13 protein-coding genes and 1 other RNA gene are annotated in these 15,274 nt (G+C 57.7%); 1 reads left to right on the top strand and 13 read right to left on the bottom strand.

The genetic code is table 11. The annotated features are described in order from the left end of the window. Positions 1-187 precede the first annotated feature (187 nt). The 5 genes from ssrA to EAV92_RS21350 all read right to left on the bottom strand — a co-directional run bounded on the left by ssrA (position 188) and on the right by EAV92_RS21350 (position 2,799). Positions 188-551: a transfer-messenger RNA gene (ssrA, locus tag EAV92_RS21370) on the bottom strand. Positions 552-721: 170 nt separating this feature from the next. Continuing rightward, positions 722-1,207 carry an SsrA-binding protein SmpB gene (gene smpB, locus EAV92_RS21365; RefSeq protein WP_123042955.1) on the bottom strand — a complete coding sequence of 162 codons (486 nt, stop codon included), beginning with the start codon at positions 1,205-1,207 and terminating at the stop codon, positions 722-724. Positions 1,208-1,273: 66 nt separating this feature from the next. Beyond that, a complete protein-coding gene (pyrB, locus tag EAV92_RS21360; protein WP_123042954.1) occupies positions 1,274-2,206 on the bottom strand; it encodes an aspartate carbamoyltransferase in 933 nt (310 codons plus the stop codon). A gap of 98 nt (positions 2,207-2,304) precedes the next feature. Continuing rightward, positions 2,305-2,535: a cold-shock protein gene (locus EAV92_RS21355; protein ID WP_123042953.1), complete on the bottom strand. Its 231-nt coding sequence runs from the start codon at positions 2,533-2,535 to the stop codon at positions 2,305-2,307. 63 nt (positions 2,536-2,598) lie between these two features. Next, a complete protein-coding gene (locus EAV92_RS21350) occupies positions 2,599-2,799 on the bottom strand; it encodes a cold-shock protein (protein ID WP_123042952.1) in 201 nt (66 codons plus the stop codon). Between the two features lie 205 nt (positions 2,800-3,004). Between EAV92_RS21350 and EAV92_RS21345 the strand changes: the two genes are divergently transcribed. After that, positions 3,005-3,331 (top strand): hypothetical protein, encoded by a 327-nt coding sequence (locus EAV92_RS21345; protein ID WP_420888791.1) that lies wholly within the window; start codon positions 3,005-3,007, stop codon positions 3,329-3,331. Positions 3,332-3,458: 127 nt separating this feature from the next. Here EAV92_RS21345 and rnr read toward each other — a convergent pair whose 3' ends face one another. The 8 genes from rnr to EAV92_RS21305 form a co-directional block, all read right to left on the bottom strand. Next, entirely contained in the window at positions 3,459-6,242 is a 2,784-nt protein-coding gene (gene rnr, locus EAV92_RS21340) for a ribonuclease R (protein ID WP_123043846.1), read from the bottom strand. Positions 6,243-6,397: 155 nt separating this feature from the next. Next, complete coding sequence (secG, locus tag EAV92_RS21335) at positions 6,398-6,634, bottom strand: preprotein translocase subunit SecG (RefSeq protein ID WP_123042951.1); 237 nt, start codon at positions 6,632-6,634, stop codon at positions 6,398-6,400. A gap of 158 nt (positions 6,635-6,792) precedes the next feature. Continuing rightward, on the bottom strand, positions 6,793-7,986 hold the full coding sequence (locus EAV92_RS21330) for a GNAT family N-acetyltransferase (protein ID WP_123042950.1): 1,194 nt from the start codon (positions 7,984-7,986) through the stop codon (positions 6,793-6,795). A gap of 123 nt (positions 7,987-8,109) precedes the next feature. Continuing rightward, a complete protein-coding gene (locus EAV92_RS21325; RefSeq protein ID WP_123042949.1) occupies positions 8,110-9,840 on the bottom strand; it encodes an ABC transporter substrate-binding protein in 1,731 nt (576 codons plus the stop codon). 110 nt (positions 9,841-9,950) lie between these two features. After that, the gene (locus EAV92_RS21320; protein ID WP_123042948.1) at positions 9,951-10,859 is read right to left on the bottom strand and encodes a carbohydrate ABC transporter permease; all 909 of its coding nucleotides are present in this window, start codon (positions 10,857-10,859) and stop codon (positions 9,951-9,953) included. Between the two features lie 13 nt (positions 10,860-10,872). Then, the gene (locus tag EAV92_RS21315) at positions 10,873-11,847 is read right to left on the bottom strand and encodes an ABC transporter permease (RefSeq protein WP_123042947.1); all 975 of its coding nucleotides are present in this window, start codon (positions 11,845-11,847) and stop codon (positions 10,873-10,875) included. A 162-nt stretch (positions 11,848-12,009) separates the two neighbouring features. After that, positions 12,010-13,527, bottom strand: coding sequence for a response regulator transcription factor (locus EAV92_RS21310; RefSeq protein ID WP_123042946.1), 1,518 nt, complete (start codon positions 13,525-13,527; stop codon positions 12,010-12,012). Further along, the gene (locus EAV92_RS21305; protein ID WP_123042945.1) at positions 13,520-15,274 is read right to left on the bottom strand and encodes a cache domain-containing sensor histidine kinase; all 1,755 of its coding nucleotides are present in this window, start codon (positions 15,272-15,274) and stop codon (positions 13,520-13,522) included. The genes EAV92_RS21310 and EAV92_RS21305 overlap by 8 nt, the downstream gene beginning before the upstream one ends.

The following is a 15,274-nucleotide window of genomic DNA, read 5'->3' as shown; positions in this document are numbered from 1 at the left end:
TGACTTCTTTTATTGAAATTGCTGACGAAACTTATTCGACGATGACAACCTTAGCGGTAGAATCAGATGCCGTGCTCAGACTGCTTTGCAGTCTTGCGCGCGGAACGAACCCTACTGTCCTCTTTCGTACAGGTTCAACCCCTCGCTTCATACAAAAAAGCCGACCTCACGCGGTCGGCTTTCTTGATGGTGGAGGCGAGGGGAGTTGAACCCCTGTCCGAAAACAACGCCACATAGGCTTCTACGGGTGTAGTCCCAGTTTTGATGTCACCCGAGCAACGCCCCGGAACCGGCTTTGCGTTGGGTCAGCCTGATTATCTTCTTCAGCTAGCCCCAGGCGGAGACTAGACAGCGTATCCCACTAAAGTTGAGCCCTAATCCCGCCACATGGGCGATGGAGAGTTAGAGCCTGGTGACCGTTATTAGGCGGCCAGAGCCAGAGAAGGTTGTTTGTTGCCGTTTAATAGGCTTTCCGCGTTGTTAAAGCAGGCGCAGCCCTACTACCCGCTACCCATGCTCGAACTGTCCCCGTCGAATCCATAAACGCCCCCGAAAGTGATTGCGCGAACCGCCCACCAGCGGTGCAATCCAAGGGCGCTGCCATTCCAGACGGCAGCTATGGAGCATGACTAACTAAATTCATTATAGCACACGGAGCTTGAAAATACCCCGTGATGTTGCTGGTAACCTTGCCAAACGCCAAACCAACAACCAACGCAGCTTAAAAACTGACCTTTTGCTTCTCCCGAAGAATCCGCTGAATGTCGCGCTGCACGTCTTTCTTGGCGGCGTCGGCACGCTTGTCGAACTGCTTCTTGCCTTTGCCCAGGCCGATCAGAAGCTTGGCGTAACCATTGCGCGTGTACACCTTGAGCGGCACGATCGTGTAGCCTTCCCGCTTAACGAAGCCGAGCAGCTTATGAATCTGCTGTTTGTGCAACAGAAGCTTGCGGGCGCGCGTCGGATCGCCGTTGGCACGGTTGCCTTCCTCGAACGGACTGATGTGCATGTTGTGGATGAACATCTCGCCGTTGCGGATCGTCGCGAAAGCGTCGTTGATGTTCGCCCGGGCCCGCCGGAGCGACTTGATCTCGGTGCCCGTCAGCACCATGCCGGCTTCGAAGGTTTCCTCGATGAAGTAGTCATGGGACGCTTTTTTGTTTTGCGCGAGCGGTTTGTCGAACTGGTCTTTGTTTTTGCTGCCCATTTTCCTTCACCTTCTTCCCCTATTCCCGAAAATGCCGCCGGACACCCATTATAGCACGCCCCGCCGTCAGTCCGCCATATTGAGACACTTGGCGATGAGCGCCATTCGAATGTACAATCCGTTGTGCGCCTGGCGGAAGTACGCCGCCCTCGGATCCGCGTCCACTTCCTCCGTAATCTCGCCGGCGCGCGGCAGCGGGTGAAGCACGATGGCCTCCTTGCGCATGCGGTCCATCAACGCCGCGTCGATGATGTATTTGCCCGCGGCTTTCTCATACTCCTCAACCGACGGAAAACGTTCCTTCTGGATTCGAGTCTGATACACGACGTCGACCGAGCCGGCCACCGCGTTCAGATCGTTGGTCTCTTGATATCTTATACCCTTCTCATCCATGTACTGCTTCACGTAGCTCGGAATTTGCACGTTTTCCGGCGCGATGTAGTACACCATGACGTCTTGGTAATTCGCTAAAATGTAGCTGAGAGAGTGGACCGTCCGTCCGTACGTGAGATCGCCGACCATCGCGATTTTGAGCCCGTCGATGCGGCCGAACTCCTTCTGGATGGTGTATGCGTCCAACAGCGCCTGCGTGGGGTGCTCGCCCGCGCCGTCCCCGGCGTTTATGACCGGAATGCCGGCGACCTTAGCCGCACGCTTGGCCGCGCCGATCTCGGTATGCCGCATGACGATGACGTCGCTGTAACCGGTGATGATCCGAATGGTGTCTTCGAGCGTCTCGCCCTTGATCGCCGACGAGAATTGTGCGGCGTTCTCCGTCCCGATGACGCTGCCGCCCAACCGGTTCATCGCCGACTCGAACGACAGCCGCGTACGCGTGCTCGCTTCGAAGAACAACGTCGTCATGATCCGTCCAGACAGCCGCTTGTCCCCGCCTGCCGCGACGACGCCCTCCATCTCCTTCGAAGCCGCGAACAACCGGTCCAGCTCCGCCCGGTCGAACTGCTTCGCACCCAGTACATGATACAAACTCCGATCCATTGATCCGCACCCTCTCCGCCAAAATCCGTTCTACCGTGCACCATTTCTTATCCTATAAGATACGGCGCGAATTGTAAAATGGCTTGTGCGAACCAGGTTTACGATATCTGAATGCCTTGTTTCTTGGACTTCATGTCTTTGTTCGTATTGATAAGCTCCGGCAGCATCTTCACGCTTCTCACCATGGGGGATTGACAAAGATGGCAAACCGGCTCCTTGGCGAATGCGAAATTATCCCTGACCCAGCCCTTGCAATCCTCATTGACGCAGGTCCATATCACCGTTTCTACATGTTGGAGTTCTTCGATCGGTTTGCCTCGATAAGCCATGACAAAATTCCTCCTTTATGAAAAACTGCCCTTAACCTGGTGTTAAGGGCAGTTCGTTTGAATTTACAGTTTGACTACATTCTCGGCTTGCGGCCCGCGATTTCCTTGGGCTACATTGAATTGCACGCGTTGTCCTTCATCAAGCGTTTTAAAGCCTTCGCCTTGAATGGCGCTGAAATGGACGAAAACATCGCTTCCGCCTTCCACTTCGATAAAGCCGAAGCCTTTGTCCGCGTTAAACCATTTAACTGTTCCTGTTTGCATATGAGATATGCCTCCTCGTTTTTCATTAACATGTTTTTTCTGTATAAACAAAAATCACACATTGAAAAAGGTACCATCGCGACATGTGAACCCTTTTCAATATGTGAATTAGGATTTGCTTCGGCTAAGGAATTAATCATATCACAAAACCATACATAAGGCAAAGATGTATGTTATCATAAGGGGTAAAATCTTTTTTAGGGGAGTGCTAGGTCTGAAAAAAAGAAACAAGCCGATTTCCTTTGACGAACTGCTGATCGAATTGCAAGGCATGAAAACGAACGCGGGAAACCCCGATCATGTGCCCTTGGAAATCCTCTTTAATGAAGCATTCATGAGCGGCTGCTCTTCCTTAGCGAGCTTCGAGGAGTTTCTGCGGAAGGGGAATTTTTCGATTTCAACGATTGAGGACATCGGCGGTATTCCCGAGGAGCTCCTTGACCGGCATGTGGATCGGGAAACCCGCTTTGCCAATTGGAAATCGATGCTTGATCAAGCGAATGCGGAATATGCAGCTCAGCAACCGAGATAATCGGCGAACTTAATAAAAGACGATCATAACCCGCAAACGGGGAATGATCGTCTTTTTTGTTGTTCTGCACCGTCGGCTGCGTCCCATACGAAGGGCCAGCCCCAATATAGGAGGCTGGCCCGTTCGTTTATTCTTTCGGTTTGCCTCTTCTTCTCGGCGGTCTGCTGCCGCCACCACCGCCGGCATCCGAGCCGCCGCCGGATGGAGCTCCGCCGCCTTTGCGGCGACCGCCTCCACCGCCACCGCCGCCTTCGCGGCGTCTGGCTTTGCGCATTTCGGCGAGCGCTTCGCTCTCGCCGCCGTCGTCCTTCAGGCCCACGCCCGACACGGGGAGTCCCCACATGTCGACCTTCTTGCCCCGACCGCGCGGCGGCTTTTCAGCCGCTGCCGGTGCAGGCGCGGCGCTCGCGCGCTCGACCGCGGGGGCAGCGGCGTTGCCGCCGCCGGCGCCGCGCTTCTGCCGGCGCCCGCCGCCCTGCGTCGCCGCGGACCCGGCGTCGCCTCCGCTCGGCGCGGCCGCGATCGCTTCCGCGACGCGCTTATCGCGCCCGCCGGCGCCACGCCCGCCGCCGCGCCGGCCCTTGCCCGCGCCGCTCTCGCCGGCGCGGCGATCCTCGCGGCCGCCCACTGCGCCCGGGCCGCCCTGCTGCGCCGAGGCGGCGAACCCGCCGCCGCCCTGGCGCTTCTTCTTGCGCTGGCGGCCTCCGCCGCCACCGCCGAAACCTCCGGCGCGCGCATCCACCCAGCGCGCCCGATCCGCGCTGCGGTGCTTCATGTCGACCATCTCGAAATCGATCGTATGGTCGTCCATGTTCACGCGCGCCACGCGGATTTTCACTTCGTCGCCGATGCGATAGATCTTCGACGTACGTTCCCCGATCAGCGCCATTTGCAGCTCGTGGAAATGGTAGTAGTCATCCGTCAGATCGCTCAGCCGGATAAGACCTTCAACGGTGTTGTCCAGTTCCACGAACATGCCGAACCCGGTCACGCCGCTGATGATGCCGCTGAATTCCTCGCCGATCTTATCCAGCATGAACTCGGCTTTCTTCAGCTTCTCCGTGTCGCGCTCCGCGTCGACCGCCACGCGTTCGCGCTCGGACGACTGCTGCGCGATGTCCGGCATCCGGCCCGACAGGACGTCGAACCGAAGCTCGGGCAAGCCGCCTCCGCCGTTCTCGAGCACCTCTCGCATCACCCGGTGGATGACGAGGTCAGGATAGCGCCGGATCGGCGAGGTGAAGTGCGAATAGAACTCCGCCGCCAGCCCAAAGTGTCCCAAGCTCTCGGCGTCGTATTTCGCCTGCTTCATGGACCGCAGCATCATCGTGCTGATGACGGTCTCTTCCTTCGTGCCGCGGATTTCCTCCAGCAGCGACTGCAACGCTCGCGGATGCACGGAGTTACCCTTGCCGCGCACCGCATAGCCGAAGTTGCCCGCGAACTGCATGAAGTGCCGCAGCTTCTCCCCGTCCGGCTCCTCGTGGATCCGGTACAGGAACGGCACCTTCAGCCAATGGAAATGCTCCGCCACCGTCTCGTTCGCCGCCAGCATGAACTCCTCGATCATCTGTTCCGCGATCGAGCGCTCCCTTTTGACGATATCGACCGGTTTGCCCTGCTCGTCCACGATGACCTTCGACTCCTGGAAGTCGAAGTCGATCGCGCCCCGGCGCATCCGGCTGCCCCTCAGCGCCAACGCAAGCTCCTTCATCAGCCGGAAGTTGTCGACGAGGTCGGCGTAACGCTCCATCACTTCCGGATCTTCGTCCTGGACGATTTTGCGCACGTTCGTATAGGTCATCCGTTCTTTGGTACGGATCACGCTCGTGAAAATATCATGCCGGACCCGCTTCATCGTGCGGGGATCGAATTCCATTTCGCAGGACATCGTCAGCCTGTCCACTTTCGGATTGAGCGAACAGATGCCGTTCGACAGCCGGTGCGGCAGCATCGGGATGACCCGATCGACCAAATAAACGCTGCAACCCCGGTTGTAGGCTTCTTGATCCAGCTTGGAGTTCTCGCGCACGTAATAGCTGACGTCCGCGATGTGGACGCCCAGCAGCCAGTTGCCGTTTTCGAGCCGTTCCACGTTGACCGCGTCGTCCAAGTCCTTCGCGTCTTCGCCGTCGATCGTCACAATGACGCGGTTGCGCAGATCGCGCCGGCCTTGGCGCACGATTTCATCCTCCGTAATGGAGTCCGGCGCGGCTTCGGCTTCGGCCATGACGTCGTCAGGAAAGCCTTCCGGCAGTCCATGCTTGCGGATAATGCTCAGAATATCGACGCCCGGGTCGTCTTTGTGCCCAAGCACTTCGATGATTTCGCCTTCGGCGGCAGACCGCCCTTCGGGATAGCGGATGATGTTGGCCACGACCTTTTGGCCGGTGACCGCACCCTTGAAGTTCTCCTGGCGGATGAAAATGTCCTTGTTGATCCGCTTGTCGTCCGGCACGACGAACCCGAACGTTTCATGGTTCTGGAACAGGCCGACGACCTGCGTGACCGCGCGCTTGACGATCCGCACGATTTCGCCTTCCATACGCTGGCCGTTGTCGCTCTTACCCGTCACGCGCACGAGCACGATATCGCCGTTCATGGCGCTTTTCATGTCGTTCGCGTGAATATAGACGTCCGGATGGTCCGGCTCGTCCGGAATCAAGAAGGCAAAGCCTTTGGGATGGCCTTGCAGACGTCCCCGAAGCAAATTCATCCTTTCCGGCACGCCGTAGCGCTCGGTTCGGGTACGCAGGATTTTACCGTCCTGCTCCATCTCGGTCAATAAACGCAGAAAGTCCTTGAAATCCTCGGCATTATCGATGCCAAAATGCTTCTCCAGCTCCTGGTACGTCATGGGTTTATAAGCCGTCTCGCGCATGAAGTCGAGCAGCTCCTGTTCCGTACACATCGGCATCCGCATCACCTCGTTCTATGTATAGTATACACGCTTTATCGCCCGGGCAACCGGAATGCGCCTTCCAGCCTCACCCATCCTTGATTTTCCAATCCAAGACGGCATAAAAAAAGCAGGAAGCGCTCGCTCCCTGCTCTCTCCCGTTATGCTTAACGATTCACGAAATAAGCCACGACCAGGGCCAGGATGAAGAATCCAGCCGCCAGTACGACCGTGAGCCGCTGCAGGAACAAATCCAAACCGCGGGCTTTCTGCTTACCGAACAGGTGCTCAGCACCGCCGGAGATGGCACCCGACAGACCCGCGCTCTTGCCGCGCTGCAGCAGAACGACGGCGATCAGGCCCAGCGAGAAAATGACCAATACGACCTTAAAGAAAATTTCCAACGCTTCCACCTCCCAAGTGCCGAAACACGCTGACTCGAATCGACATAAACGGCAACGCCGTATCTAGAAAAACAGTATTTTCATTCTATCATAAGGGGGTTCCGGTTGACAACCATTCGAATAAGAGGAACGGCTGTGAAACTTACCCAATCATCCCCTCAGAAAAAGTCCGCCAAGTACGGAGTTTGCCACGGCACTCGACGCTCAAGCGCGGCCAGCGCCGCCTCCGGCGCTTGCAGCCTGCCGGCGCGTTGAAGGAACCCGGGCCTGCGTCCTCCCACGAGCATCGCCGTCAACGCCGCGATGTCGATGGCCGTGACTCCGTCTCCGTCCCGCCTTACCCCGTCATCCGCAACCCGCTCAAGAGATCCGATTCCTTCCGAATCCACACATAGCCTGAAAGTGCCCGCATTCCACGGAGCTTGGGCGTCTTCGATGCGAAGAACCACCTCATCCGCAGCGCCGCCGCTTGAAGGCTTGAACGGATACTGCGCGACGAAACCCGGCGCATCCACGATCCGCGACATGAAGTAGGGCTCGATCTCCTGCTTGAACCGGGGATCCGGCACGAGGAACGGCAGGCCGTCGTCCGCCGGGACGGTGATCTTCAGCTCCCGAATCATGGAATCATGGTTCCCTATGTAGCTCCACAGGCCGATCCGCGCGTCCTCCGTCAGTTCCGCCCAGTCGTGCACCTTGAGCACCTTATCCGCCACCTCGTACAACACATAACCCTGCGGCTTCCCGTTCTCGTCGTAATAGACCGCCGCAAGACCGGGCTTGTTCATCACCCGGTTCTTCCACCACTCTCCGTCGCGGGACAACGTCCCGTCGTAACGCGAAGCGTAGGCTTCGTACACCGGAGCGAGAAGCGCGAAATCCTTGTCCACGATACGTACAGTGCCGGGCGTTTCCTTCCGCGCGGGCAGATACTTGGTCTCGAGCGTGTAGTTCTTGCGCTCGATCGTGAATTCGTAGCCGAACTTCCGGTAGAAGGGGAACGAGAACGGATGCAGCATGCTGAGGCTTTGCCCCTCCCGCTTCATCGTCTCGAACGCATGCGAGAGCAGGCCGGCGACTCCGCCCTGCCGCCGCGCATCCGGCCAGGAAGCGACGCCGGCCACGCCTCCCATCTTGAATTTACGTCCCTGCACCCAGGCTTCGAACGGAATCAGCAGCAGCGCGGACAGCAGCCTGCCGTCGTCCGAGAACAAGCCGTAGTCCCATTCCGGGTGGAACGCGGCCCTGCGTACTTCCATCTGGTCCGCAGGAATTTGGAATTGGAACGCGAACTGCGACAGTTTCATCCGTTCCTCGAATTCGTCTGCCTTTAACTGCCGAATCTCTGCCATAACCAAGGCACTCCCCTCTTGCTCCCAACATTTTCTAATCCATCATACCTTACGCGGGGCTGACAAGAAAAGAACCCGGCCGCATGGGCCGGGCCGGGTTCCGCTTGAATCGGTTATGCCGTTTTATTCGTTCCACAGCTTAACTCGGTCTTTGACGAGCTGTTCGCGAAGCTGCTCCGCTTTGTGCACGTCCGCTTTCTCCAACTGGGCGACATAATCGTCCCACAAGGCATCGAACTCTTCCGGCTTGGCGAGAATCGCCTTCGGGATCATCTTCCAGGTGATGTTCTTCAGTTTCTCCTCGATGACCGTCGAATCGCTGTCGGACGGGACCGGGATGTTCCACGCCGCTCCCCACAGTTTGATTTTGAATTCTTCTTCTTTGGGGAACAGGTCTTTCCAGATCGTCGCGCCGTAATTCTTCAGCACTTCTTTCTCCACGTCGCTGTAATCGTTCACCAGCTGTTCCGGGAATTTCAGCGTGTAATAGTTGCCCGTCGGATCCTTCACGCCGTCTCCGTAGTGAGCGGAGAGCAGCGTATAGTTGCCGATGCCCGTTTCCTTCTGGAAATTGGTGCCGTCGTTGATGCGGCGGTCGTTGACTTCTTTGATCATGACGCGTTTGCCGTTCTCGACGGTGTAGTGCTTGCCTTCGATGCCCCAGTTGATCAGCACTTGGCCTTCGTCGGAAGCGAGCCAATCGAGGAACTTGATCGTGCGGACCGGATCCGGATTCGTCTTGGAAATCGAGACGCCGTTGCCCGCCATGAAGCCCGTCGGCCAGAAAGAAGTATCTTTGAAGTTCTCGTTTAACGTAACCGGATAATGGCCGTAAGCTTGGTCGAACTTGCCTTCCGCTTTCAGCGCTTTCTCGCCGTCCGCGTAATCCCACAGCTGGTCGATCAAGCCGAGCACGCGGCCGGAAGCGACTTTCGCCTTGTACTGGTCGTACTTCTGCACGAAGCTTTCTTTGTCCAGCAGCCCTTCCGCGTTCATATGGTTCAGCCAGCGGAAGTATTCCTTTTCCTCCGGACGAAGAAAGTGGTACGTTACTTTCTGCGTCTCGACGTCGATGTTGAATTCGCCGTCATCCGCGCCGCCGGTCGTCAGGAAAGCCGGGTTCGTAACGGAGATATACATGTGCCAGTCGTCCGCGTTCAGCGTCAGGCCGATGTTCTTGTTCCCTTTCTCGTCGGTTGGGTGTTTGGCCAAGTATTGCTTGATCGCGTTCTCGAAATCCTGCACCGTACGGATTTTCGGATAGCCGAGCTCTTTCGCGACGCGGTGTTGCAGCTCGAATCCGCCGCCGGCTTCGAAATAAGTCTGGCCTACGCCCGCATAGCTGGGCAGAACGTAAATGGAAGGATCGTCATTGCTGTAGCGCAGGCGTTTCATCTGGTCCCCGTATACTTTTTTGAGGTGGGGTCCGTATTTGTCGATCAAGTCGGTCAAGTCGATGACGGCGCCGGCGTCGACGAATTTGCTGATGCTGTTCTTTGCGCTGATAAGGTCGGGGTATTTGCCGCTGGTCGCGATCAGGGCCGACTTCTGCACGGCGTCGCCGACGGCGAATTCCGCGTCGAGCGTGATGCCGGTTTTCTCGGTAATGACTTTGCCCGTCTCGTCCTGCATGTTCGCCCAGTTCGGGTTCGGGTCCTCGCTGTAATACGTCAGCTTGAGCGGTTTCAAATCCTCGGCCGGCGCGGATGCCGATGCCGAAGGGCTTGCGGAACCGGATGCGGCGTTGCCGCTCGTACCGGCACCGTTGTTGCCCTTGCCGGAGCAGCCCGCAAGCAAACCGGCGATCAGCGCGGTGCTCATGAGCAAGACAGGCCATTTTCTTTGTTTTGCCATCTTCAGATACCCCTCCTGAATAGGAATGCGTGAATCAAGCGTTTATGCGTATGAACAGGTCGTCCCTGTCGATACCGGAAGTGACGGTTGCTCGGCGCGGCTTATGGGCCTTAACCTTTAACGGCGCCAAGCGTCATGCCTTTGACGAAATACCGCTGCAAGAACGGATAGACGAGCAGAATCGGCACGGTGACGACGATCGTGATCGCCATTTTGACGGACTCCGGCGAAACCGTAGCCAGTACCTGCGTGATGTTCGTGTTGCGGTAATCCCCGTTGTTGCCTGAGGTCGTACTGAGCAGTACCTTCGTCAGCTCGTACTGCAAGGTCGTCAGGTTATCGCTGGAACCGTTGTAAAGGAACGTATCGAACCAGGCGTTCCACTGTCCGACCGCCAGGAACAACGCGATCGTCGCAAGCGCTGGCGTCGACATCGGCAGGACGACCCGCCAATAGATCGTGAAATCGTTGGCGCCGTCGATCTTGGCCGATTCCTGCAGCGCATAAGGGATTCCGTCGATGAACGACCGGATGATGAATACGTTAAACGCGCTGACGAGGCCGGGAAGTACGTAAACCGCGAACGTGTTCATCATGTGCAGGTCCTTGATCAGCAGATAGAACGGGATGAGGCCCGCGGACACGTACATCGTGATCGCCAAATACGTGGAGACGAATTTGCGTCCCTGGAAATCCGGGCGGGCCAGCGTATAGGCGAGCATCGAAGCGCTGATCAGGCCCAGGATCGTGCCGACGACGGTTCGGAGCACCGAAATCTTGAAACCGGTGACGAGCCCGCTAAACGAGAAAATGATGCTGTAGTTTTTCAGCGTGAACTCCCGGGGGATGATCGTGATGCCTCCCCTGACGCTGTCCGTCGAATCGTTGAACGAGAGCGCGAGCACGTTCAGGAACGGGTACAGCGTCACGATCACGACGAACAACATCACGATCACGATGACGGCGTCGAGCACGCGGTCGGACAGGGGAGCCCCTCTCGTCATTCGTTTGGCGGCCATGGCGGCTCCCTCCTTACATGATGCTTTCTTTGGTGATCCGCTTGAACAGTCCGTTGGCGGCGAACAGCAGGATCACGCTGACGACGGAGTTGAAAATGTTGATGGCCGTGCCGAACGAATAGCGGCTCATTTGCAGACCGTATTGCAGCGAATACAGATCCAGCACTTGGGAGTAATCCCGGACCAGGTTGTTGCCGAGCAGGAATTGTTTTTCGAAACCGATGCTGATCAAGTGGCCGATCGACAGGATCAGGAGCACGATGATCGTGGATCGAATGCCCGGCAGCGTAATGTGCCAGATCTGGCGCAGGCGGCTCGCGCCGTCCACCTTGGCCGCTTCGTACAGCTCGGGACCGATGCCCGCCATCGCGGCCAGGTAAATGATCGCGTTCCAGCCTGTCTCCTTCCACACGTCGGATACGGTGACGATGCCCCAGAACAGATGGCCTTGTCCCATCCACTGAACCGGTTCTCGGATCAACCCGAGCGCCATGAGCACGTCGTTCACGACGCCGTTGTCGCTCGACAGCATCCTGGTGATAATGCTGGTCGCGACCGCCCACGAGACGAAATGGGGCAAGTATGAGATCGTCTGGACGGCCCTTTTGAAAAACATGCTTTTGAATTCGTTGAGCATGACGGCGAACAGAATCGGAACCGTGAAAACGGCGACCAAACCCATCAAGCTCATGGCGAGGGTGTTGCGCATGACTTGGTAGAACAGATCGTCGTGGAACAGCGTTTTGAACTGGTCGAAACCGACCCATTTCTGTTCCCAGATCGACTTGCCCGGCTTCCATCTCTGGAACGCGATCAGCCAGCCCCACAGCGGATAGTAGCTGAACACGAACACCCAGATGACGAATGGCAGGGACATCGCGTACAGATAACGATTCCGGAGCGCGACCTTCCAGAAGCTGCTCTTCTTCGGTCTCGCTGTACCCGGGGCTGCCGTATTCGCGGCGGCGACGGCTGATACCGCTTTCATTCGACTCCTCCTTCATGCTGCGCGTCAGGCTGCGTGCCTTGCGTGATACTTTCATGATAAAGAAATCGCCCCGGAGACTCTACCCGGAGGATTCGGCACAAAATCATATAAAAATCCGCACAGGATTTCCGGAAACGGCGCGATATGAAAAACGGCGCCTGTTTACAGGTCGCCGTCAGATTGTTTGCGGTACGCGGATGGGGAGGTCCCGACGTACTTGCGGAATTTGCTATGAAAATAGTCCACGTTGGAGTAGCCGACCTTCTCCGCGACCTGATACACTTTCATGCCTTGGTCGAGGAATTCCTTCGCCTTCCCGATGCGCACTTTGTCCAGGTACGTATTGAACGATTCCCCTGTGGCGTTCTTTAGCAGCTTGCCGAGATAGGAGCTGTTGTAATTGAACACTTCGGCCAGCGTCTCCAGCTTCAGGTTCTCGTGGTAGTTGCGGTGGATCAGGTCGAGCAGCTTGCGGATCTGCTTGTCCGTCCCGTACGCGTTGAGCTTCCCGGCCATCGCGGCGCCCAGCGAGCACAGCCGGTCGAGCAGCGCGTAATATCGGTACTCGGCGTAGGCATCGAACAATTCGGTAGAAAAAGTCTCGCTTTTCTCGCGGAATTCCGGGTTGCTTTGCGCCAGCTTCCCGATCACGTTCGTCATCATCTGCACGAACGCCGTCTTGATGTACGTTTCGGACATGCCCGACGACAGCATCGCCGTTCCGGCTTCTCGGATGAGCGCCTCGACGCCTTCCGCGTTCCCCAGATCGAGCGCCAAGTAGATTTTCTCTTCCGTCACCGCCCGGTCGAATCCGCTTTCCCGATCCGTCTGCGGCTCCCGGTCATGGATCCGCCCGCCCTCGTAGACGAACCGATGCGCCATGAGCTCCAGAGCACGGCGGTAAGAGCTTCCCATCTCGCGAGGATCGCGGACCGCGCCGCCCGATACCGCGGTAAAATCGACGCCATATTCCCGGCATGCGGCCGCGATGCCCTCATAGGCCGCCTGATGTGCGCGTCCTTCTTCCGCCGGAGTTCCGGTTCCGCCAAGGAGGATGCCCAAGTACGGATCCATCGAGAACACGGTTCCGGAGCCGGACGCGTCGAACGTCTCCATCAACCTCGACTTGATGTGGGCGACGGTCGAAGCTTCGATTTCCGTGCGGTTCTGCAGCTTCACGAGAAGGACCTCGTACGCCGGGCGATCCCATCCGGTCAGATCGAAAGCCTCGATATCTCTCTCTTCCCCGGCCAACAGCTGCTCGATCCGCTTGCCGACGATCTGCCGGTCCGCCAGGTCTTCTTCGTCCATCAGCCGTTTCAGCCGAACCAGATGGTCGATCAGCTCATCCTCGTCAACGGGCTTCAGCAAGTACCCGTCCGCCCTCATCTGCAAAGCGGCCCGGGCGTAATCGAAATCCGCGTGTCCGCTCAAGACGAGGAATCGGGGACTCGGCCGGTATTGGCCCTGAATCGTCCGCATGAGCTGGATGCCGTCCATGCCGGGCATTCGAATATCGATGATGATCAGATCCGGCTTGCACGACGGAAGCTTCTGCAGCGCGTCCATGGCGTCGGTCGCGGTACCCACGACCTCGAATCCGGACTCCTCCCAATCGACGATCGTCTTCAACCCTTCGCGGATCAGCGGCTCGTCATCCACGATCAGCACTCTATACATGCGCGATTCCCTCCGTCAGCGGGATCCGGAACGAGACGCGGGTCCCCTGTTGGCTGCTCTCGATCCGCAGCTCCGACCGGCTTCCGTAAGTAAGCCGCAGCCGCTGCTGGATATTGTTCAAGCCGATCCGCTCGGCCTCCTGCTCCGCCAGCGATTGGCGGACCGCCTCCAGCTTCTCCGGGGAGAAGCCGATGCCGTTGTCCTCCACCGTAACCGTCAATCCGCCGTCCTCCAGCCGCGCCCGGACGGCCACCTTCCCGCCGTCGAAATGCCTCTCGAGGCCGTGGATGACCGAATTTTCCACGAGCGGCTGTATCAGCAGCGGCAGCAGCGTGACCCGCTCCGCGCCGGGCTCGACGTCGATGTCGTAATCGATCCGGTCGTCATGCCGGAACTTCTGGATTTCCAGATAACAACGGACGATCTCGATCTCGTCTCTCAGGCTGATTTCCTGCCCCTTGATCTCCAGGTTCTTGCGCATGAGCTTGCCCAGCATCTTCACCGCCTGGGAAATCTCCTTCTCGCCCTTCAAATGCGCCTTCATCCGGATCGATTCCAGGGCGTTGTACAAGAAATGGGGGTTGATCTGGCTCGCGAGCATTTTCAGCTTGATTTCGCTCTGCTTGCGTTCGAGCTCGTTGGTCTGCTCGTGCGACTTCGTCACTTCCTCCATCAGATCGCGGATGTTCGCGACCATCTGGTTGAACTGCCGCGTGATCTGCCCGATCTCGTCGTTGCCGTCCAACGCCAGCGCCACGTTGAAGTTGCCCATGGACACCCGGTTGATCTGCCGGCTGAAGTTCAGGAGCCGTTTGGTCAGCAGGGTACAGATGAAATAGATCAATATCAAGGCCAGAACCGCCGCCACGCTGATGACCAGAAGTCCCGTCCGGTTGATCCGGTTAGCCTCTCTCACGATGCTCTCGATCGGGGATACGGTCATGATGCGCAAGCCGGAGAAGCTTTTGTCGGGCGTGAACTCGTCCACGAACACCTTCGATTTGTGCCCATCGACGTCGAGGTCGTAAGTACCCGGCTTCAGATCGACCGCATCCGGCCCCAGATGGGTATCCTGGATTTTGCGGCCGATCATGCTGTCGCGGTTGGAAGCCACAATGACGCCGTTCCCGTCCGCCAGGACGGTCTCGGTATCCTCCTGCCGCAGCATGGAGTTCAGCAGGTTCGTGTTCACGTCCATCACCTGCACGCCGAACGTCCGGCTTTCCGCGAAATAAACGCTCCGGACCAAACTCAGCATGCTGTTCGCGTTGCGCGTCACGTCAGGGAAATAGTACCACCCGATCAGACCGCTCTGCTTCCGGGCAGCCTGGTACCAGAAGCTGGTCTCCGTATCCTTCTCGATCGGCAGGAACTCCCAGTTGTTGAGGAGCGTCGGATTATCCACGTAAAGCTTGATCCGCGAAATCTCCGGGTTGAAGTCGGTGTAATACGACCGGAATTTCTCGTATTCCCGGTAGGCGTCCACGACGTCGATCGTGTTCTGGTACCGCGTCGTGACGATCGTCTCGAGATCGTTGTCCAGCATCAGCCGGCTCGATGCCGCGATGACGACGCCAAGCGTTTCATCCGTGCGCATCTTCACGCGCTCGATCGTGCTTTTCGTTTGCTCGGTCGCCTTGTCGATCGCGGATTGCCGGTATTGGTCGACGACGAAGAAACCGATGAGCATGAACGGAAGGAGGAAGAACAGGAAGTTGGACAGCACCATTTTGTTGCGGAGCTTCAT

The organism is Cohnella candidum, from assembly GCF_003713065.1.
GTDB classification, from domain to species: Bacteria; Bacillota; Bacilli; order Paenibacillales; family Paenibacillaceae; genus Cohnella; species Cohnella candidum.
This window is presented reverse-complemented; position numbering and strand designations above follow the sequence as displayed.